The organism is Diaphorobacter sp. HDW4B, assembly GCF_011305535.1.
Lineage (GTDB): Bacteria > Pseudomonadota > Gammaproteobacteria > Burkholderiales > Burkholderiaceae_C > Diaphorobacter_A.
Genome location: NZ_CP049906.1, coordinates 600,385 through 621,556 on the forward strand (window position 1 = coordinate 600,385; position 21,172 = coordinate 621,556).

A 21,172-nucleotide genomic window follows, 5' to 3' on the forward strand; every position below is an offset into this window, starting at 1 on the left:
CGGCTGATAGCGTGTCACTTGACGTCGAAGACGGGCTTGAAGCCAGGAGGCGGCAGGATGTCTTCGAGCTTCACCGACTTGATGTTGCTGCTGTCCACCACAAAAATGCGGGGGCCCACATGTTTGCTGACCTCCTTGTTTTCCAGCAGACGAACCGCCTGATCCACGGCGATGCGCCCCTGGATCACCATCGAGTCGGCGGGGGCCGCCACGATGCGGCCCTTTTGAATGCCCTCGTACACACCGGGGGTCATGTAGAACGAGATGATCTGGATCTTCTTGTCCAGCCCACGAGACCGCAGGATGCTCGTGGAGGCCTCGGCGGTCACCGCGGTGCCCGCCACGTAGCTGACATCGGGGTTGCCCTGCAGCACGTCTTCGACCAGCTTGGACTGCGCTTCCTTGCCGGTATCGCCATACTTGGGATCCAGCACTTTGACGGCGCTTCCCTTGATCGCATCATGAAAGCCCTTGTTGGCCGCCTCCACCCATCCAGCGCCTGCGGGGCCGGGGAACCAGGCCACTTTGACGGGCGCAGAGTTGGCCGGATGCTTCTTGGCCAGATACTCCCCGCTCGAATATCCCATCGTGTAGAACGACACCAGGGACTTGGCGGAGACATCGGGCGAGTTGATGCCGTTGACCAGATCGACCACGGGGATCTTCTTGGCGGCCAAGGTCTTGAGCACATTGTTGAGACCATCGCTGGAGATCGCACCAATGACGACGGCGTTGGCACCGCGCGCCACGCAGTTTTCGATCTGCGACAGCTGGTTGGCCAGATTGGTGTAGCCGCCCGCATCCAGCACTTGCAGCTTCACGCCGAGGCGCTTGGCTTCTTCGACCACGCCGTAGTCGACGCCCAGCCAGTACGCATCTTTCATGTGCGGAAAGGAAACGCAGACATCCCACTTCTTGGACGCCTTGCTGAGAGGCACGTAGTCCATGGCAATCTTCTTGCCATCGGCAGCGAACGCCGGCTCGGTGTACTCCGCCTTGTACGGAAACCAGTCAGCGGCCTGTGCGGATGAACACGCCAACAGGCTTGCGGTGATGGTGCTGGCGGTCAGCGCAGCGCGCAGAATCGAACCATTCATGATATGTCTCCCAATGGGTTATCAACAAACGAACGCTTGGAATTCAGAGGTCTCAGGCAGAGAGGGCTTCCCGCAATCGATTGAGTCGTCGATGGCGATCCGAGCGCGCTGCCAGCGCCTGGGTCATGTCGACCGGCACGAAAATCGCTTTGTTGTTCGGCTGCATCTGCGCAATGCGGTCCATGTCCGCGCTGATCACCGTGCCCACCATGGCGTAGCCACCGCCTGACACTGCATCGCGCAGCAAAATGATGGGCTCCTTGCCGCCCGGCACCTGGATGGATCCGTAGGGATAACCGGCATCGACGATGTTCGATGGGTCAGCGCCTGCTCCAAAAGGCGGTTTGCGTTCCTTGAACTGCAGTGGCGTTCCGCCTTTGAAGCGGTAACCGATGCGATCGGCTTCCGAGCCCACGGTCCATGCGTCGGAAAACAGCGACTTGGTCGAGACCTCCTGCAATCGATGGAAGTACAGTCCGGGCAACACGCGCAGCGGCACTTCCTTGCTCAAGGCGGGAAGCAACGCCGCATCGACGCGGCGTCCGATGCGGGCGTGGCCCGAGGCCTTGCCGACGGGCAGGCGGTCACCGGCGATCAGCCTGCGTCCGTCCAGACCACCGAATGCGCCCAGGCCGTAAGTGGAGCGGCTTCCAAGCACCACCGGCACATCGATGCCGCCCGCCACGGCTATGCAGATGCGTGCACCGAGCTTCATGAAGTCGAACGACAGACGGTCTCCCGCCTGCACGGCGAAGGACTCGTTCTTGGGCTGCTCCATGCCATTGAGCTTCACCTTCGCATCTGCGCCCGTCACGGCGACGATGCCTGCATCGTGGAACAGCAGTTCAGGGGCCATCAAGGTTCCTTCGATGGCCGCCGCGCCTTCGTCGTTGCCCACCAGCAGATTCGCAAACAACAGGCTTTCCTGATCCAGCGCGCCCGACATGGGGATGCCGAGATGGTAGTAACCGGGTCTGCCCATGTCCTGAACGCTGGTCGCCAGTCCGGGCTTCAACACTTCAATCGCCATACAGCACCTTCAGCAGTTGTTGGTTGTAGCCATCGGGATCGGCCAGAAATTCCTTGAGCGAAAACGACACGGGACGACTGCGCAGGTCATAGCTGCCCTGCTCCACTTGCGCGATCGTGCGGTCGTATTCCTCGCGATCGATGGGCTTCCACTTCACGATGTCCCCGGGTCTGAAGAACACCATCAAATCCTTCATGTACGGCAACTGCTGCAGCGGATCGAAAATGGGTGCCGGTGTGACACCGAACATCTGATATCCACCGGCACCGCGCACCGAGTAGATGCAACTGAAGCAGCCGCCGTGGCCCAGAGTGAGCTTGGGCGTGTCCGTGCGTGGGCTGAGGTACTTGGGCACTTCGATCTGCCGCGACCGCTCGACCATCTGGAAGAGAAACGGCAAGCCAGCCACAAATCCCACCATCGACACAAACCACGGAGCGCCGGAATGCGCTGCGATGAAATCGTCCACCGATGGAAACTGGTTGATGCGTGCGGCGTATTCGATGTCCGTGCTGGTCGGGTCCTGGTGCCGTTCCCGAAACCGCATCTGCGTTTCGTGGGTCCATGGATCGTTGTAGAGCACGGGAATTTCGACGATGCGGGTTTGCAGCGTGAGATCCGAATCGCGCAGTTCTTCCTCGATATCCTCCAAGGTTTTTTGGACCTCTTCGGGCAGGATGACATCGGGGTCGAAGCGCACCAGATAAGCGGCGTTGGCGGGACAGATCTCGGTCACGCCGGGCACCTTGCGCCGACGCAGCTCGTTGCAGATGGCCATGCCTTTGAAGAACGCGGGCAGGCTCATCTCTTCATCGAGTTCCACAAAGAGATGTTCATCGCCGCCAAAGCTGTAGCGCGCTTTGGCAGGTAGCGTGCGGGGGCTCATGAGCAGACCTCCACAGGCTGTTTGTTCTCCAATGGCTTGCCCGCCAACCAATGCTCCAGAAACCCGGTGTCGAAGTCTGCGGCGATGACGCTGGGATCGTTGCACAGGGCCTGATGCATGGGGATGGTCGTGCGAACCCCTTCGACCTTGAGTTCGGAGAGCGCCCGGCGCATCCGGCTGAGGGCGGCGGTGCGGTTTTCGTCATGCACGATGAGCTTTCCGAGCAAAGAGTCGTAGTACGCCGGGACGGTGTAACCCGCATAGAGCATGCTGTCGAAACGCACTCCCGGACCGCCCGGTACCGACAACTGGGACACCAGTCCAGGGCTGGGCATGAAGTTCTTGGCGGCGTCCTCGGCGTTGATGCGGACTTCGATGGAAGCCCCGTTCAGGCGGATCTGCTCCTGACGCAACCGCAGCGGATGGCCCAATGCGATCTTGAGCATCTCCCGCACCAGATCGACGCCGGTGATCATCTCCGTGATCGGGTGCTCCACCTGAATGCGCGTGTTCATCTCGATGAAGAAGAACTCCCGAGAATCATCGTCATACAGATACTCGAGCGTGCCCGCGCCCCGGTAAGCCACGGCCCTGGCCAGTCGGAGCGCCGAATCGCAAAGCGCCTCACGTGTTGTCTGGTCGATGGCGGCGCTGGGCGCCTCTTCCCACACCTTTTGCCTGCGGCGCTGGAGCGAGCATTCCCGCTCGAAGCAATGCACCACCTGCTGCCCATCTCCGAGAATCTGCACTTCGATATGCCGTGCCTTGCGAATGAATCGCTCCAGATAGACCGCGCCGTTTCCGAACGCGGCCTGCGCCTCGGCCGTGGCGGTGGCAAATTGCTGGCGCAGCTCGTTGGCATCGGCCGCCACGCGTATGCCTCGGCCACCACCTCCTGCGGATGCCTTGATCATGATGGGATAACCAATGTGGTCGGCGATCCGCACGGCCTCCTCCACGTCTTGGACCACGCCATCGCTGCCGGGAACCGTGGGCACACCGGCGCGCTGAGCGGCCGCGCGTGCCGCAGCCTTGTCTCCCATGGTGCGAATCGAATGGGGTGTCGGCCCCACCCAGACCAAATCTGCGCGCTCGACGGCTTCGGCAAAGTCTGCGTTCTCCGACAGAAATCCGTAGCCGGGATGCACGGCCTGCGCTCCGCTGCTGAGCGCCGCCTGGATGACGGCATCTGCGTTCAGATAGCTCTTGGTGGCATGCGCGGGTCCGATGTGCACGGCCTCGTCCGCCATCTGCACGGCAAGGCTTTTCGCATCGGCATCGCTGTAGACCGCGACGGTCTTGAGTCCGATTTCCTTGGCGGCGCGGATGATGCGAACCGCGATTTCACCGCGATTGGCGATGAGCAGTTTCTGGAATTTTTCGTTCATGGCTTGGCCACCTCACGCCACGTCAATGATGGCCAGCGCCTGACCGGGATCGACGGCATCGCCGTTCTCGGCGCAGAACTGCTTGAGCGTTCCAGCCACTTCCGCATTCACTTCGCTGAACTGCTTCATCACTTCGACGAGGCCCAGCACATCCCCCACGGCGACCCGATCACCGACGGACTTGAACTCTGGCGCGTCCGGTGCAGGTCGGCGGTAGAACGTGCCTGGCAGCGGGCTTTGAACTTCATGGGATGTGGACATGCGGGTCTCCTTGAATGCAAGAATGGGGCGGGATGCGTGAATGGGGTGCGCTGCGTCTCATGCACTGGCTGGCGGTCGCTCTCCGAACCCGGCGATGCGGATCTGGTGGGCGATCAGCAACTCGCGAGTGGCTTGTGCCAGCCCCAGCGCGCCGGGCGTATCGCTGTGGATGCATACCGAGTCCACATCCATGGGGATGTCCTGACCCTCCACGGTCCGCACCACGCCTTCGGTACAGACGCGCAACACTTTTTGCGCGACGGCCTGCGGGTCGAGCGCGTTCACACTGCGCTTGAAAACGATGGAGCCGCTGGCGTCGTAGTCACGATCGGCAAAGAATTCGCGGATGACGGGTTGCCCCATTTCTTTTGCCACGCGGTAGGTGATGGACGGCTCCATGCACAGCAGATAGAGATCTGGTGCCACAACACGCAAGGCCTTGACGAGTGCGCGCGAGAGCTCCTCGTCTCGTGCGGCATGCATGTAGAGCGCGCCATGTGGCTTGATGTGCTGAAGCTTGACGCCTGCAAGACAGGCGAGTTCACGCAGCGCACCGAGTTGGTAGAGGATGTCGTTGACCAGCTCGTCGGCCGGCGCGTTGATGTGCCTGCGCCCGAACCCCACCAGATCGCGAAAGCCTGGATGCGCGCCGACCCCCACGCCGAAATGCTTCGCCTGCTTGAGCATCTTGAGCATGGTGTTGGGATCGCCAGCATGAAAGCCGGTGGCCACGTTGGCCGAGCTGATCAAAGGCATCAACTCGTCCTCGATCCCATCACCAATCGTCCAGGCCCCGAAGGCCTCGCCCATATCCGAGTTCAGATCAATTTGTGTTTTCACTTTGGAACCTTGCCTGAGTTCAAGCACCGTGGATTCAGGTGCAATGGAGGCAAGGTTAGTAATCTGAAAAGGTCCTGAAAAGCATTGTTTTCAAGCGGCTCGATATCTGTTTTTCAGATACGAGTTCAGCACCCAGTGAAGGACTGGGACTAACCCGAATGATTTGTCATCCATTTTTCGCGTTTTGAAGATCACAATCGAGCGATTAACCAAGGGACATTTCCATGTCACTGCTGTCGCTACGCCAGTTGAAATACTTCACTGCAGTCGCTGAAATAGGCCGCATCTCGCATGCAGCGCAGGAACTCAACATCTCGCAATCTGCCGTGACGACGGCCATTCGCGAACTCGAAGAATTGTTGGGTCAGCCACTATTCGAACGCCAAACACGAGGCGTGGAATTGACGAGAGCGGGCAGGCGTTTTTTGAGCCATGCCTATGCAGTGCTGGCGGCGGCAGACGAAGCCGTGAACATGCCCCCCGACGAGCAGCAGACGGAAGGTATTTTCACCATCGCGGCCAGCTACACGGTGCTTGGCTACTTTCTTCCGCACCATCTGCAGCGCTTCACTCAACTGCATCCCAACGTGGAGGTGCGTGTGCACGAAGTCACCCGCAACGCCATCGAAGAAGGACTGCTGACACAGCGCTATGACCTGGGCGTGCTGCTCACCTCGAATGTCGAATTGCGCGAACTTTCGCTGGAGACTTTCTTCGGCTCACCCAGACGCTTGTGGGTGCCCAGCAAGCATCCCTTGCTCGACAAGGCGGAGGTGTCCTTGGCCGATCTGGTGGACGAACCGTACATCATGCTCACCGTGGACGAGGCCGCGGTCACAGCACTCAAGTACTGGAAGGCGACTCCCTATCAGCCCAACGTGCGCATGCGAACCAGCTCCGTCGAGGCGGTTCGCAGCACAGTGGCCAATGGCATGGGAGTGACGATCCTGTCGGACATGGTCTACCGTCCGTGGTCGCTGGAAGGCAAGCGCATCGAAACCATCAACCTCAGCGATTCCGTCCCCAACATGAACATCGGACTCGGTTGGCGCAACGGGGTTGAATTCACTCCCGCGATGAAGACCTTCCGAGACTACTTCCGACGTCAATATCTGGAACGCAGCACGGCGCGCAATGAAAAGCTGCAGGCGTGATCAGCGCTTGACCTCGGGCGCAAGCTGAATTGTGCCCAGCCCAGAACTTGGCCGGTTGCGCTTGGGTTTGATCCAGTAGATCCACAAGCCTTTCATCCATGCAAGGGCATACAGGATGCTGACCGCAAATATGCCCCATTGACCTGCATTCCATGAGGCATAGAACCAGAACGGCTGACCCAGCATGCCGAAGATGCAGGCCCAACGGCGCACGGAATCGGCACGGGCCTGCGAAAGCCATGCGGCCAGGGCTCCGAGAACTGCGATGGCGATCTGATCAATTTGCATGGCGATACATGCTGTATATAAAACCAGTATAACGTATGGACACACTCGTGTAGTGGACCCGGCCTGAATCGCAGCTGAACTTGAAATCTGCGCCTATTTTTGCTGTTTATCCTTACTTGTGTTTGTCAGCGGGGAACGTTACATCTCTAGCATGAGGTATCAGTGAAGGGGCATGAGTACGGTTTTTCCAGATTGGAGGTGGAGTGCTGTGAAAAGCGACAAGGAGTCGCTTTTCGCTTTGCACGCTGGTCCCTACAGAAAAGGTGGTTCACTTGTGCGCTCCAACTCAGAGGAGTTCTGGGACGCTGCTGTTTGTACTTGTCGGAGTAGAGAACGTCATGTAATCCGAATTTGATGCCTGTGAGTCTTTGCTGCAGCAAGGCCGATTGCGCGGTATTCATACCAAGGCGCTCTCACTGCCCGGATCTGGAAAACTCAAATATTTCGGAATTCCGAAATATTCACATGCTGCTGAGGCAGTCAGTGTGAAATTATGAAATACCGTAATTGTCTTGTACCTGTAGCCTGTACGCCTTAGAATTTCGGAATTCCATAATTCAAGTAGCAGAGGTGTGGCCATGCCCAAGTTACGTGATTCCGAAAAAATCGGCGCCGAATCAGAAACGCTTCCCCATAAGCTTGTCGAAGGATGGCCCGTTCAGGACGCGGCTGATCTGGGAAAGATCGTCAAGCGTTTCCGCAAGAGTCAAGGTCTCGCCATCGATGATGCAGCGGCGCTGTCGAGCGTGTCTCAGGACAGCTACTCGCGGCTGGAGCGTGCCTCGGGCGGGATTGGCACGGATCGCCTGTTTGCCATTCTCGACAGTCTGGGACTGGAGATGCAGCTCGTGGACAAGAGCCGAGGCATGCATGCTGCGACCAGCGAAATCATCAAACGGTTTGAATCATGAGTGTTTTGAAGCTGGCCGTCTGGAGTGACGATGCCCGTGTGGGCGAGATCGGATTTGACACAGACGCTGATCTTTGGACCCTTGAATATGACCCGGGATGGATAGCCTCCGACGACAGTTTTCCGTTGTCCCCTCGCCTGCCTCTGAATCTCGCCGCTGGTGAGACATATGGCTCACAGACGATCCGCCGACTCTTGCAGAATCTCTTGCCGGAAGGCCAGATTCTTGACGATGTGGCCAGGGCCAATGGCGTTGGCAAAGGCAACGTGTTTGCACTCATTCACGCCTTGGGATCGGAGACCACGGGAGCCTTCCGCTTTCTGCCCATCGATGCCGACGGTCTGAACCAGCCGGAGCCGCCGCCGCGCGAAGTGACCTTGGCCGAGCTGGATGCCAAATTCAAAGCCCGCAATTGGGAGCCATTTGCCAAGTGGGACGGCCAGGTTCGCATGTCCATAGCGGGCCAACAGGACAAGATTGCGCTGTATGTCGAGCGGGACCAGGAGGGGCGAATCAGCCGCATGGTCCTTCCGGATGCGCCATACGCTTCCACACATCTCGTCAAGCCCGAGCCGACCAGCGAGGCGCTGCCCCATCTCGTGGCGAACGAGCACTTCTGCATGAGTTTCGCCAAGAAGCTCGGCTTTCCGGTGGCGAACGTCGAGATACTGCGCTTGCCGGCGCCTGCCTTGATGATCGAGCGCTTTGACCGCCTTCAGCAAACTCCGTCCAAGAGGGTTCAACGCCTGCACATCATCGACGCCTGCCAAGCGTTGGACATGCCCGTCACCGCCAAGTATGAAAAGTCGATGGGGAACCTTGCCGAATACCGCGAGGGGGTGAGCCTTCCCAAACTGTTCAGCATCATCGACCTCGTGCCAGCGAAGGCCAGAGCCACTTTGGGCATGTTGCGCTGGGTGCTGTTCCAACTGCTTATCAGCAACTTTGACGCACACGGCAAAAACTTCTCATTCCTGGTTGGCCGAAATCATTTGGAATTGGCCCCTTGGTATGACTTGGTCTGCGTTGCCGCATACCCTGCACTCTCCCAAGAATATGCCATGGCGTTTGGAGACACCTTTGCGCAGAGTAAGCTGACACCCTACGAGTTTGGGCACTTCGCTGCGCTGTGCAATCTACCAACGAGTGTTGTGCGCAAGGAAGCGAGCAAATTGGCAAAAGCAGCCAGTGCTGCCGCTTTCCAGTTGGCCGAGGATGGTCCTTATGAGGGCGAAGAAAAGGAGTTTGTGCAAGGAATTGCTCAATACATTGCAAAGCAAGCGACATGGCTTGCTGAGTTGGCGGTTAATTTGAGCAAAACGCGGCCCAGCGATTACGAGTGAAGCGGCGGACGCATCGTTGTGTATGCGCTCAGTAGCGCAGTTTTCGCGTCAGCACGTGAAGATCATGTCCGGCTGATTGCAGCATCGTGAGAAATTGATTGGCCTCTGCATCCACACCCGACAGAACCGCCTCGCAATGTTCTGCCGCCAGAGTTACGGCTACTGAGAGACTGCTGTGTATCGCATCCTCCAACGCGGAATGCAGGCGTTCATACCCGATGACCGCGAGAGCGGGAGCATCGGTAGTGACTGCGTCAGGTCCATCGATCGCTGACTCGAAGCCGATTCCCTGTTCGAGGATCACACGTACCGGAGTCGATTGCGGCAGATCGAAGTCGGCAAGAACTGCCCTGCATTGTTGGTCAAGGCACTGTTGCAGCGAGTGCGAAACCTTTGCGAGCGCTCCATCGACGTCTTGCGCAGGAGCGAACTCTTCGAGCCAGACTGCCAGTTCGGGGACAACCTGCCGCCAGACAGCCTTGACGATGCGCATTTGCTGGTGAGGCAGGTCGGACTGTGCTTGCTGCAGTCTGCCGCGCAGGGCTTGCAGTGCAGGCACGGTGTGTGCGCTCAATCCGCCAAGCACCACTTCTTCCAGAAAATGCAGTTGGGTTTCAGCCGGTTTGCGTTGTTTGTAGTCGAGCGCGGGCTGAGCGATCTGCAGCAGTGCGGTGTAGAGGCGCTCGATGCCGGAATCCGCCAAGGATTGCGCGTGAAGCACGGCCTCGCGCGCCACGTGGGCCGAGACGGACAACGGGGGTTTCTGAAGCGCGGGATTCAGGCCCAGGCTTTGTAGCCTTTCCGATGTGCGGGCTTGCACATCGGCTTCCTGCAAGGCGCGGTTGTCTGGTGTCTTGTTGCGAAGAACGCTTTGGATCTCGCCGTCGATCTCGTCTTCTTCGAGAAAATCGCTTCTCGTGATGATGGGCAGAAGCGGCTTGTTGCGGCGCAGTTCCTGGGCCAGATCGTCGAGTTCCTGCACCTGCCCCGGAGAGGTGGAACTGGTCAGCCAAAGCACGGCGTCGGCGCTGTCGAGAAAGCGCTGAGTCAATGCGGCGTTGTCTGCGGTCACCGAATGCAGTCCGGGGGTGTCGAGCAGCACGAGCTTGTTGCCGAGGCAGACGCCTTGCAATCTTGCGGTGGTCTCGGTTGCCCCCTCGCGGAACGGCTCCTGACTTTCTTGCAGTTGCCCGTTGGTGAGATGGAAGTACTGAACGTCCTCGCCATGCGCCAGGAATCGCTCTGCCAACAAATTGCACAGCGAGCTCTTGCCCGCGTTGAACTTGCCAAACACCAGAAAGATGACCTTGTTCTCAAAGCGCTGGGCCAGCGATTGCGCGGGCTGCAGGTTCGCCCACGCGCCCTCCCAGCTTTGGACCTGCGCTTGCAGATCGGCATTGATGCGCTCGCCCTGCTGATGGATCTCGCTGTCGGACTTCAAGCCGGGCATCGTCAACGGTGAGGCGCGCAATGCTTCGGCCAGACCTGCTTGCCAAGCGGTGAGTTCACCAAGCACGGGCTGCAGATCGCGATCGGCAAACCCCAGCGCAGCGATGGCATTCATGAAAGCGCGCTCACTGGTGCTCATGCCTGCTCCAGCACCTGAAGGGATGCGATGGCGCGCTCCAACTGCTCGACGTGGGCTTGCGTGTCGGTGATCCGATGCGACAGATTCATGCGGTCTTCGGACAGTTCGAAATAGCGCGCGAACTGCTGTTGAAGGTGCACGCGCCCATCAGGCTCGCAGAACATGCGGCGCAGATCGTCGCGGTATTTGACGGACACGCCCATCACGGCCACCATCACCGTGTCGAGGCTGCGCACCGAAGTCTGCTGCGCCTGCGGAAGCTCCGTCACGCCATGTTTGACGAGATGGGCATTGATGGCGATGCAGGCGCGCGAGTAGGCAATCTGGATGTGGGCGCGTTCGCGCTTGCCTGCCGTGAGCTTGAACATGTTCTCGAAGGAGTCGGGCACCAGCGACTGATCCGTTCCGCTGACTTCGAGCACCGGCTGCAGATCGACGGCGATCTTGTCGAACACGGTGGTCAGCCCCTGCTCGAAATCCGAGCGCTGCTGGTGTTGTTGCGCGAGCGACTCAACGAGTTCCTTCTTGCGCGCTTTCAAAAGCAGGTCGAGTTCTTCGCCTATTGAGCTGAAAAGCGTCGCAGCTTCATGGGCACGTGCTTGTGGGACTTTGGCCAGGGCTTGGCTCAGCAGTGATTGCAGCGCAGGAATGCCGCTTTTTTCCACCAACAGTTTCTTGTCGCCCGCAACACCCTGACGATGCCTTGTCGCTGAAACCGCATGAATGGGCATCGCGCTCGCCTGTGCGGCAATGGCGCGGCTGACCTGATCAAGCACGGCTGTGTCGGAGAGCTGATCCACCTGCGTGAGAACGAACAGCGTCTGGCGCAGGGTGCGCTCGTCGTCGCGGCGCAGCGTTTCCAGCAAGGTGCGCTCTCGGGCATCCAGTTCACCCTCTTTGGCAGCGTGGACGAACAGGCGGATATCTGCCTGCACCCAAGTGGCCTGATGGGCATGTCCATCGTCCTTTTGTTCGATGTCGGCATCGAGGCCGGGCGCATCGAGCCAGCGCACGCCTTGGGTGTCGAACTCCGAGAGTTCCACCGTCTCGCGCCGGTCGGCGACCGAGAACCGATCAGTGCCGGTCAGCTCGTTGAGCAAGCGGCTCTTGCCATGGTTGTATTTGCCGATGACGGTCACCGTGGGCAACGTGTCGGTATTCTTGATGCGCTGAAGGCGCGCCATATCCTGTTTGCGCTCGGGAAGAATGGCCAGCACATTGCGCGCAGCATCGTCGAAGAATTGGGTTTCCTGTGCTTCCAGCACAGCATCTGTCTCTGCTTCGGTCATGGGTATTTTCTTTATTGTTGTTTCGGCGTCGCAGGCTTGGGTACCAGCCAATATGCGGCCATGCCGAAGACCACACCCCAGAAGGCCGCGCCCAGTCCGAACAGGGTCATGCCCGAGGCGGTGGCCAGAAAGGTGACGACGGAGGGCTCGATATATGCGCCCTCTTCCACCAGCATGCGGATGTTGGCGACGATGGCTCCGATCAGCGCAAGCCCGGCCAACGCCGCAATCAACGCCGATGGAAATGCGCTGAACACCTGCACGATGGTGCCCGCGAAGGTTCCGCCGATCAGATAGAAGACGCCGTTGGCGATGCCCGCGACGTAGCGCTTGTTGGGGTCAGGATGGGAGTCCTTGCCGGTGCACAGCGCCGCCGTGATGGCGGCGAGCACGATGGTGATGCCGCCAAAGCAGGCCGTCAGCAATGAGGCCAGCCCCGTGCCGGTGACCACGGCTCGGGACGGAGTGCGATAGCCCGCAAGCTGCAGCACCGCCATTCCGGGCAGGTATTGGCCCGTCAGGCTCACCAGCACCAGCGGCACGGTGAAGCTGAGGAACACGCCGAGATCGAACTGCGGTGTGACAAACACGGGCTTGGCCATCGACAGGCTGAGCGCTTCCAGATGCGTCTTACCCAGTCCGAAGGCCACGGCAAAGCCGGTGAGCGCGACGATGACGACGGCGTAACGCGGCCAGAAGCGCTTGCTGATGAGGTAGGCCGCGATCATGGCGAAGACCAGACTGGGCATGTCCATGGTCGCGCGAAATGCCTGAATGCCGAATTGGAAAAGAATGCCCGCCATCATCCCGGCGGCAATGCCCTTGGGGATGAAATTCACTATTTTTTCAAACCAGCCGGAGACGCCGATCACGATGACGATGAGCGCTGCAGTGAGATACGCACCCACCACTTCGGGCATGGTGACGTTGAGCATGAGGCTGAGCAGCAGCGCCGTTCCGGGTGCGGACCACGCGGTGATGATGGGCTGCTTGAGCCACCAGCTCAGCAGCAGCCCGCTCACCCCGGCACCCATGGAGATGGCCCAGATCCACGAGGTCAGCTCGGTGCTGGAGATATGCCCGACCTGCGCCGCCTGAATGAAGATGACCAGCGGGCCCGCATAGGAGATCAGCACGGCCAGAAACCCCGCTACCCAGGCCGTGATGCTTGCATCTTTCAACGCCATGTCTGTCTCCGTTCTGTCTCCGTTATGGCCCTCTTATGGGGCCAAGCACAAAATGCTCAATGTGCAGCCGATGGTGCCGTGCCGGGCGTAACGTGGTTGAGCTTGAGGCACAGCACTGCAATGCCTGCGCCGATCAGCGGCACGGCCAGCGCCATGAAGAAGCCCTGTGGTCCGCCCGCTGCGAGGAAGGTGCCGCCAATGGCCGACCCCAGTATCGCACCCATGCGCCCCATGCCGATGGACCAGCCCGTGGCCGTGGCGCGCAAGGCGGTGGGGTAGGCCCCGGCGATCAGGTAGTTCAGCGCGATCTGCTGGCCGCCGATGCCGAACCCAGCCACGCCGATCAGCACATACACCAGTGCCCAGTTCTGCCCCGCAAAGCCCAAGCCCAGTGCCACGGCGATGCCGATGGCGAACATCACCGTCAGCAGTTTGCGCGTGTTCAGACGCGGCAGCATGAACGACAGCGGAATCGCGCAGAGGATGAACACGGCGTTGACGATGACGGTGCCCATGGGCGCATCCTGTGCGGGCAGGCCTGCCGCCTTGAGCACGGTGGGCAGCCACGACAGCAGCATGAACCAGGCTACCCAGTTCAGCAGATAGATGCTCCAGATCGCAATGGTCTTGCCCGCATTGCCTTCGCTGAACAAGGCGCGCAGGCTGGCACGGGCCACGGCTGTTTCTGGAACGGTGTAGCGCGCGTCGCCCGGCGGCGGTGTGCTGACGATCTTCGCGAGCATTCTGGCGATGTAGCGCTGCCCGTCAGCATCTCCGCGTGTCGCCCGGAAATGCAGCGACTCCGGCAACACCAGCGCCACGATGGCCAGCGTCACCAGCGGTGCCACACCGCCGACGATGAAGATGCCTTCCCAGCCGATCACCGGCAACATGCGTGCAGCGAGCAAGCCACCGATCATTGCACCGGCTGGCAGGCCGAGCAGCACGCCGGTCATGATGGCACCGCGCAGACGGGCCGGGCCATATTCGGCGGCCAGAGCCAGCAGAACGGGCGTGCAGCCGCCCATGCCCAGCCCCGCGAGAAAGCGCAGAACGAGGATATGGTTGGTGTCCTTGGACCAGGCAGTGGCCAAGGTGGACACACCAAAAATCAGCAGGCAAAGCATGATGGTGGGACGACGGCCAATCCGGTCCCCCACCATGCCCATCGTCATGGCCCCAATGGTCATGCCGACGATGCCTGCCGTCAGAATCGGCGCCAGCGATCCGGCAGGAAGCTGAAACGCCGCCAGAATCGCCGGGCCAGTGAAGGCGATGGCCTGTGTGTCGAAGCCATCGAACAGTGCAATGACAAAGCACAGCACCAGGATTCGCCATTGAAAGCCGCCCAGTCGCTCTCGATCGATCAAGGTCGGAATGGCCAGTGTCGCTTGCGTGTTCATTGCAGGTTCTCCGTGACGTGGCGTTGTGCTTCAGACGCCGTTCGAGACCGGTGCGCGAGCAGGTTGCTGCACTGGCGCAGACACTTGCACGGACTGGGGCTCGCGGCGATACCAGAAGATGAAGAAGCCCATGGCCAAGGCCGCGATCAGGCCGGGAATTGCAAAGGCGATGAAGTTCATCTTGAGCGGCAGTGCCGCCGCCATCAGCGAACCACCGAGCAGCGGGCCGACGATGGCACCGGTGCGGCCCACGCCCGAGGCCCAGCCCAGACCGGTGGAACGCATCGCCAGCGGATAGAACTGCGCGGTGTTGGCGTACAGCAGAATCTGCGTGCCGATGGTGGTCGCACCTGCCAGAATGATCAGCAGATATAGCACCGGCATGGGGCTGTTGAAGCCGAGCGCCGCGATCGACACGGTGCCCACGGCGAAGAAGCTCACCACCACCTTGGGCAGGCTGTAGCGGTCGCCCAGCCAGCCACCGGCAATCGCACCGGCCATGCCGCCGAAGTTCAGCGCCAGCAGGAAGGACAGGCTGGAGCCGAGGCTGTAACCCGCATTCGCCATCAGCTTGGGCAACCACGAGCCGAGCGCGTAGACCATCAACAGGCAGCAGAAGAACGACAGCCAGATCATGAAGGTGCCCATCGAACGGCCATCTTTGACCAGATCGAACATCGGCACGCCCGGGCCCTTGTCGCCGGACATGTGCATGCGGGTGTCGGCGGTGATGCTCAGACCGGGATCGACGCGGGTCAGCAGACCAGCGGCTTGTTCATTGCGACCCTGGCGCAGCAGAAAGCCCACGGACTCGGGCAGCTTCCACAGAATCAGCGGCAGCAGCAACAGCGGCACGGCAGCCGAGTAGAACATGGACTGCCAACCAAAGCGCGGCAGCATGTAGATGCCCATCCCCGCAGCCAGCACGCCGCCGAGCGAGTAGCCGCTGAACATGACCGCCACCAGCGTGCTGCGCAAGCGCTTGGGGGCGTACTCGTTCATCAGCGCCACGGCGTTGGGCATGAGGCCACCGCAACCCAGACCTGCGATGAAGCGGAAGATGCCGAATTCGGTGGGCGACTTGGCAAAGCCATTGAAGAAGGTGGCGACGCTGAACAGCAAAAAGCAGATCGCGATGCCCTTCTTGCGGCCGATCTTGTCGGCCAGCGGCCCGAAGATGAAGGCACCGAACATCATGCCGAACAGCGCATAGCTGCCCAGTGCTCCGGCCTGCACGGGAGTCAGGTTCCATTCCTTCATCAGGGTCGGCAGCACCACGCCGTAGAGGAACAGGTCGTAGCCGTCGAAGATCAGCAGCAAGGCACAAAGCCACACCACCATCCAGTGGAATTTCGAGAACTTGGCGTTGTCGATGATCTGGTTGACTTCCAGCGTCGTCGTCGTTTTCATGTTTGTCTCCGTTGATGTTTTATGGAGGCGTTACGTGGGAGTGATTCAACCTTGATCGCCACCGCCCACAGGCAGGACGGTTCCGGTGATGTAGGAGGCATCGTCGGATGCCAGGAACAGAATCGCGCCAGCTTGCTCGTCGAGCGTGCCGTAGCGCTTCATCAGCGTGGTGGCTACGGTCTGATCGACGATCTGCTGGTACCAGACCTTGTCCTTGGCCCCCAGCTTGCTGGTGTTGCGTGGAATGCGGCGTGGCGGCGCTTCGGTGCCGCCGGGTGCCACCGCGTTGATGCGGATGCCGCGCTCGCCGTTCTCGAAGGCCAGGCATGCAGTCAGCGCATTTACGCCGCCCTTGGCCGCGCCGTAGGGCACGCGGTTCACGCTGCGTGTGGCGATGGACGAGACGTTGACGATGGCACCCTTTTTCTTCTTGAGCATGTAGGGCAGCACGGCGCGGCAACCCCAGAGCGTCGGGAACAACGAGCGGCGCACTTCGGCCTCGATCTCGGCGGGCGTGTAGTGCTCGTAGGGTTTGGTCCAGATGGTGCCGCCCACGTTGTTGACCAGAATGTCGATGCGCTTGAACTGCTTGACGGCTGCGGCAGCGGCTTGCTCTGCGCCGTCGAACTGCTCCAGATCGACCTCGATGGCGATCACTTCGGTGATCTCCTCAAGGCGCTTGCGCAGATCCTGCACGAGCGGCGAGCGGTCCACCAGCACCAGCTTGGCACCTTCGCTTGCGGCCAGTTCGGCCACGCGCTCGCCAATGCCTTGTGCGGCGCCGGTGATCATCATCACCTTGCCTTCGAATCGGTTTTTCATGTTGCGCTCCGGACCTTATGCAGCCGCTGGTTGGCTGGGGGTGAATTTTTCGTAATGGAAGCTGGCGGGCTCGATGCCAGCGGTCTTGAAGTACTTCTGCACCGCATCGACCATGGGTGGCGGGCCGCACAGGTAGACATCGACGCCGCCGTCATGCAGCACTTCAGGGAGCATGTGATCCGTCACATAGCCCTTTTGCGGATGGGCCGTGGCCGGGTCAGCCACCACGGTCACGTAGGTGAAGCCGGGAATGCGCTGGGCGTATTCCTCCAGACGCTCGACCATGACCAGATCCTGATCGCGCGTCACGCCATACAGCATGTGCACCGGCTGCGACACGCCGCTGCGCGCCAGCGATTCGAGCATCGAGAGAAACGGTGCCAGACCGGTGCCGCCCGCGAGCATCAAGATCGGCTTGGTGACCGCACGCAGGTAGAAGCTGCCGAGCGGGCCGGTCATGTCCAGCGATCCGTCCAGCGTCGCTCCTGCCAGCCAGGTGCTCATCAGACCACCGGGCACATGCTTGATCAAAAACGACATGCGGCGCTCGCCGGAATGCGAGCTGAACGAGTAGGAACGGTGCTGCCCACCGCCGGGCACATCGATGTTCACGTACTGACCGGGCAGGAAGGCGGGCGCATCGGCCGGCACTTCCAGCGCCAGTTCGTAGGCTGCATCGCTATAGCGCACGATCTCGGAGACCTTGCCCGAAAACTTGGCCAGCCCCGTCTTGCAGGCGGCCGAGGACATGGGCACGGCGACCACGCAATCGGACTTGGGAATCATCTGGCAGGTCAGCACCAGACCCTGCTCTGCTTCGTCTTCGGTCAGCGCGTCCTCGATGTAGTCCTCGCCCAGATCGTAGGTGCCGCTTTCGGCGCGGCACTTGCAGGTGCCGCAGACGCCGTCGGAGCAGTCCATGGGCAGGTTGATGCGGTTGCGAAAGGCTGCGTCAAGCACCTTCTCGTTGGCACCACACTCCACAAAGCGGGTGACGCCGTCCTCGAAATTCAGGGCAATGCGATAGCTGGTCATCGTGGTCTCCTTGTTGTGGGGCTGCCGTCGTCAGATGTGATAGATGTCCACGACCTGACGGATGTAGTCGTTCTTCAAGACGATCTTCTTGCGTGCAAACAGGAAGCCACTGTCTGTCTTGGAAAGCGTCGCGAAGATGGTGCCGAACAGGTGATCGGTGACCTTGTAGCGATGGCTCAGCGTGTGGAAGTTGTAGCGAATGTCGACCGCATCGGCGCGTTCGGCCAGCACCTCCACGTTGGTGATCATGTGGTTGGTGCGCGGCTCGGGCATGGAGGCGCTGGAGCGCTCGGTCTGGATGCGGAAGACGCGGTCTTCCAGACCATTGCGGTTGGGGTAGTAGATCAGCGAGATCTGGCTTTGCGGGTCTTCGGTGAGCTGGTCATCGTCGTCCCACGCGGGCATCCAGTAATCGACGTTCTCCGAATAGAGCGCCAGCCATGGCTCCCATTCGCGGTCGTCGAGATGGCGCACCTCGCGGTACAGAAAGGCGCAGATGGCGTGGTAGCCGTGCTGGTCGTGTGCGGTGTGGCTCATGCTTGTGCTCCTTCACGTTCTTGCTTGGCGGCCTTGCGCATTTCCTTGGCCCAGTAGTCGTGCTGGCAGACGAAAAGGCCTTCGTCTTCGCTGCGCTCACCGCTGACCAGCGGTTTCATGCCCATCTTCTTGGCGTTGTCGTCGGCACCATCGATCCACAGCGGTGCGCCGCGGCTCAGGTCGTTCCACTGCGCCACCTTGCCGGCATAGCCCGACTGGCAGGCGCGGAACTCTTCCAGGTCGTCCGCCGTGCCCATGCCCGAGACGTTGAAGAAATCCTCGTATTGGCGGATGCGCAGCGCGCGGTCTTCGGCGTTCTCGCCCTTGGGGCCGAAGCAGTAGATGGTGATTTCCGTCTTGTCCACGCTGATGGGGCGCGTCACGCGGATCTGCGTGGAGAACTGGTCCATCAGGTACACGTTGGGGTAGAGGCAGAGGTTGCGGGTCTGCTCGACGATGAACGTCGCCTTGTCTTCGCCCAGACGCTCGACCAGTTCCTCGCGGCGGTTGTACACCGGGCGCACCTCGGGGTTCATGGTTTTGGTCCACAGCAGGATGTGGCCGTTCTCGAAACCGTAGACACCGCCCGTGCTCTTGCTCCAGCCGTTGGCGTCCACCGCCTTGGTGCCGCCTTCCTTGCGACGGCCCATGGTGGCCGCGTAGTTCCAGTGCACCGAGCTCACGTGGTAGCCGTCGCAGCCGTTTTCCATCTGCAGCTTCCAGTTGCCGTCGTAGATGTACGAGGAGTTGCCGCGAATCACTTCCACGCCTTCGGGCGTCTGGTCGACGATCTGGTCGATGATCACGCGCGTCTCGCCGAGGAAGTCTTCCAGCGATTGCACATCGGCGTTCAGGCTGCCGAACAGAAAGCCCTTGTAGCTCTCGAAGCGCGCCACCTTCTTGAGGTCGTGCGAACCATCGGTGTTGAACTGCTTGGGATACTCGGTGGTCTTCTCGTCCTTGACCTTGAGGAGCTTGCCGGAGTTGTTGAACGTCCAGCCGTGGAACGGACAGGTGACGCTGCCCTTGTTGCCGTGCTTCTTGCGAAACAGCATGGCGCCGCGGTGAGCGCAGGCGTTGATCACCGCGTTGAGCTTGCCGTCCTTGGCACGTGTGATCACGATGGGCTGGCGGCCGATGTAGGTGGTGAAGTAGTCGTTGATCGCGGGGATCTGGCTCTCATGCGCCAGGTAGACCCAGTTGCTCTCGAAGATGTGCTTCATCTCGAGATCGAACAACTGCGGGTCGGTGAAGATGTCGCGACGGCAGCGGTAAATACCGTTTTCCTTGTCGTCCTGCAGGGCGTTGTCCAGCAGGGTTTCGACTGCGGACGGTTGTTCTACGGTGGCAGTGGTGTTCATGGTGGGTCTCCTTGGGATGCAGCCATCCCCCACGACGTTTCGTCGCGGTTCAACAAAGTTGGAAAGCAAAACGGGAAAGTGGTGAAGCGTGGGAAGAAGCGAGCACCAGGCTCTTGGCACATGGCCCCTCTTCCCTTGCTCACCGTGGCGCTTGCTTGGCCACGGTGGCAGGTGTCATGCAGGCGCTGGTCAGGCCTGCATCAGCGGCCTCAGGCGGCCAAACGTGGGCGCTCGACGATCTGGTTGTCGACGCCGTTGACCAGTGGGCTCAGCGTGAAGTCGAACACGATCTCGTCGAAAGGACCGTCCAGACCTTCGGCCTTGATGCTCGCCGCATCGGTGTGCGAGACCAGCGGTGGCACCAGACCTTCGCGGGTGGCGTAGGCGAAGTCGTCGTACACCAGCGGGTCACCGTCGATGTTGATCTGCGTGGTCAGCTTGCGATGGCCGTCCGCCGTGACGAAGAAGTGGATGTGCGCTGGACGGTTGCCATGGCGGCCAAGCTGGTTGAGCAGCCCTTGTGTAGGACCATCGGGTGGGCAGCCGTAGCCCTTGGGCACGATGCTTTGGAACTTGTAGCGGCCTTGGTCATCGGTGATGATGGTGCGGCGCATGTTGAAGGGCTGTTGCTCGCCTGTGGGGTCGTAGTGCGAGTAAAAGCCCTTGGTGTTGGCGTGCCAGACTTCGACCTTGGCGTTCTTCAAAGGCTTGCCGTCAGCGCCGTAGACCGTGCCGTGCATGATCAGCGTGTTGCCTGCCTTGTCGCTGCCGTCATCCAGACGGGCATAGCCCTTGACCTCGGGAGCGCCAGCCACGTACAGCGGGCCTTCGATGGTGCGTGGTGTGCCGTTTTCGACATGCTGAGCCTTGTCGTCGGCATCCATGCGCATGTCGAAGTAGCGATCCAGCCCCAGACCGGGCGACAGCAGACCGGCTTCGCTGCTGGCACCCAGACGGTTCAGGTAGGCCACGCCAGCCCAGTACTCATCGGACGTGATGTTCAGGTCTTCGATGGTCTTGAACAGATCGGACAGGATGCGGTGAATGATCTGCTTGGTGCGTGGGTTGCCGCCGGTCTGGTCCAGGCCACTGGCCAGACGCAGGAAGTCCTGAACTTCGGTGGTGTTGAAGATAGCTGTAGTCATCGTGAGTCTCCTTCGGTCGTGGGTTGAAGATTGGAAGTTGGCGTTCATCGATTCACTGCGCCATCTTGCTTCCATGGGTTGAATTGGACAACGCGGCGCTTGAGTTCATCCAACATCAAATTCATCTGACTTCATACCTTTTTGATATTGTTTGTGCTATCGTCAATAAAAATCAATGACTTAGAGAATCCAAAAAC

Annotated in this window: 20 protein-coding genes; 3 read left to right on the forward strand and 17 right to left on the reverse strand. The window is 60.3% G+C overall.

The features are described 5' to 3' along the window. Positions 1-14: 14 nt before the first annotated feature. The 6 genes from torT to G7048_RS27625 are packed head-to-tail and all read right to left on the reverse strand — an operon-like array spanning position 15 to position 5,472. Positions 15-1,097 carry a TMAO reductase system periplasmic protein TorT gene (gene torT, locus G7048_RS27600; protein WP_166071682.1) on the reverse strand — a complete coding sequence of 361 codons (1,083 nt, stop codon included), beginning with the start codon at positions 1,095-1,097 and terminating at the stop codon, positions 15-17. 52 nt (positions 1,098-1,149) lie between these two features. Continuing rightward, positions 1,150-2,127 carry a biotin-dependent carboxyltransferase family protein gene (locus G7048_RS27605; RefSeq protein WP_166071683.1) on the reverse strand — a complete coding sequence of 326 codons (978 nt, stop codon included), beginning with the start codon at positions 2,125-2,127 and terminating at the stop codon, positions 1,150-1,152. Continuing rightward, the gene (locus tag G7048_RS27610) at positions 2,117-3,013 is read right to left on the reverse strand and encodes an allophanate hydrolase subunit 1 (RefSeq protein ID WP_166071684.1); all 897 of its coding nucleotides are present in this window, start codon (positions 3,011-3,013) and stop codon (positions 2,117-2,119) included. The genes G7048_RS27605 and G7048_RS27610 overlap by 11 nt, the downstream gene beginning before the upstream one ends. Beyond that, positions 3,010-4,401, reverse strand: a complete 1,392-nt coding sequence (locus tag G7048_RS27615) for an acetyl-CoA carboxylase biotin carboxylase subunit (RefSeq protein ID WP_166071685.1) — start codon at positions 4,399-4,401, stop codon at positions 3,010-3,012. Before G7048_RS27615 ends, G7048_RS27610 begins: the two co-directional genes overlap by 4 nt. Positions 4,402-4,413: 12 nt before the next feature. Then, positions 4,414-4,662 (reverse strand): acetyl-CoA carboxylase, encoded by a 249-nt coding sequence (locus tag G7048_RS27620; RefSeq protein ID WP_166071686.1) that lies wholly within the window; start codon positions 4,660-4,662, stop codon positions 4,414-4,416. A gap of 57 nt (positions 4,663-4,719) precedes the next feature. Then, the gene (locus G7048_RS27625; RefSeq protein WP_240933427.1) at positions 4,720-5,472 is read right to left on the reverse strand and encodes a 5-oxoprolinase subunit PxpA; all 753 of its coding nucleotides are present in this window, start codon (positions 5,470-5,472) and stop codon (positions 4,720-4,722) included. A 254-nt stretch (positions 5,473-5,726) separates the two neighbouring features. Between G7048_RS27625 and G7048_RS27630 the strand changes: the two genes are divergently transcribed. Continuing rightward, on the forward strand, positions 5,727-6,656 hold the full coding sequence (locus G7048_RS27630; RefSeq protein WP_166071688.1) for a LysR family transcriptional regulator: 930 nt from the start codon (positions 5,727-5,729) through the stop codon (positions 6,654-6,656). Here the strand turns inward: G7048_RS27630 and G7048_RS27635 are convergent, their stop codons facing one another. After that, positions 6,657-6,944, reverse strand: a complete 288-nt coding sequence (locus G7048_RS27635; protein ID WP_166071689.1) for a hypothetical protein — start codon at positions 6,942-6,944, stop codon at positions 6,657-6,659. 578 nt (positions 6,945-7,522) lie between these two features. Here G7048_RS27635 and G7048_RS27640 point away from each other — a divergent pair. Then, complete coding sequence (locus G7048_RS27640; RefSeq protein WP_166071855.1) at positions 7,523-7,855, forward strand: helix-turn-helix domain-containing protein; 333 nt, start codon at positions 7,523-7,525, stop codon at positions 7,853-7,855. Next, on the forward strand, positions 7,852-9,198 hold the full coding sequence (locus G7048_RS27645) for a HipA domain-containing protein (RefSeq protein WP_166071690.1): 1,347 nt from the start codon (positions 7,852-7,854) through the stop codon (positions 9,196-9,198). Before G7048_RS27640 ends, G7048_RS27645 begins: the two co-directional genes overlap by 4 nt. Positions 9,199-9,226: 28 nt before the next feature. On the opposite strand, the gene G7048_RS27650 is transcribed toward G7048_RS27645, so the two are convergent. From G7048_RS27650 to catA, 10 genes are all read right to left on the reverse strand, one after another. Next, positions 9,227-10,786, reverse strand: coding sequence for a dynamin family protein (locus G7048_RS27650; protein ID WP_166071691.1), 1,560 nt, complete (start codon positions 10,784-10,786; stop codon positions 9,227-9,229). Then, entirely contained in the window at positions 10,783-12,075 is a 1,293-nt protein-coding gene (locus G7048_RS27655) for a GTPase (RefSeq protein ID WP_166071692.1), read from the reverse strand. The genes G7048_RS27650 and G7048_RS27655 overlap by 4 nt, the downstream gene beginning before the upstream one ends. Positions 12,076-12,086: 11 nt before the next feature. Continuing rightward, on the reverse strand, positions 12,087-13,262 hold the full coding sequence (locus G7048_RS27660) for a benzoate/H(+) symporter BenE family transporter (protein ID WP_166071693.1): 1,176 nt from the start codon (positions 13,260-13,262) through the stop codon (positions 12,087-12,089). 56 nt (positions 13,263-13,318) lie between these two features. Further along, entirely contained in the window at positions 13,319-14,665 is a 1,347-nt protein-coding gene (locus G7048_RS27665) for an MFS transporter (RefSeq protein ID WP_166071694.1), read from the reverse strand. A gap of 30 nt (positions 14,666-14,695) precedes the next feature. After that, positions 14,696-16,075, reverse strand: coding sequence for an aromatic acid/H+ symport family MFS transporter (locus G7048_RS27670; RefSeq protein WP_166071695.1), 1,380 nt, complete (start codon positions 16,073-16,075; stop codon positions 14,696-14,698). A gap of 45 nt (positions 16,076-16,120) precedes the next feature. After that, positions 16,121-16,897 carry a 1,6-dihydroxycyclohexa-2,4-diene-1-carboxylate dehydrogenase gene (locus G7048_RS27675; protein ID WP_166071696.1) on the reverse strand — a complete coding sequence of 259 codons (777 nt, stop codon included), beginning with the start codon at positions 16,895-16,897 and terminating at the stop codon, positions 16,121-16,123. A 15-nt stretch (positions 16,898-16,912) separates the two neighbouring features. Further along, a complete protein-coding gene (benC, locus tag G7048_RS27680) occupies positions 16,913-17,932 on the reverse strand; it encodes a benzoate 1,2-dioxygenase electron transfer component BenC (protein ID WP_166071697.1) in 1,020 nt (339 codons plus the stop codon). Between the two features lie 30 nt (positions 17,933-17,962). Further along, a complete protein-coding gene (gene benB, locus G7048_RS27685) occupies positions 17,963-18,469 on the reverse strand; it encodes a benzoate 1,2-dioxygenase small subunit (protein ID WP_166071698.1) in 507 nt (168 codons plus the stop codon). Continuing rightward, positions 18,466-19,830: a Rieske 2Fe-2S domain-containing protein gene (locus tag G7048_RS27690; RefSeq protein ID WP_166071700.1), complete on the reverse strand. Its 1,365-nt coding sequence runs from the start codon at positions 19,828-19,830 to the stop codon at positions 18,466-18,468. Before G7048_RS27690 ends, benB begins: the two co-directional genes overlap by 4 nt. 209 nt (positions 19,831-20,039) lie before the next feature. Further along, complete coding sequence (gene catA, locus G7048_RS27695) at positions 20,040-20,975, reverse strand: catechol 1,2-dioxygenase (protein WP_166071701.1); 936 nt, start codon at positions 20,973-20,975, stop codon at positions 20,040-20,042. Between the last annotated feature and the right edge of the window lie 197 nt (positions 20,976-21,172).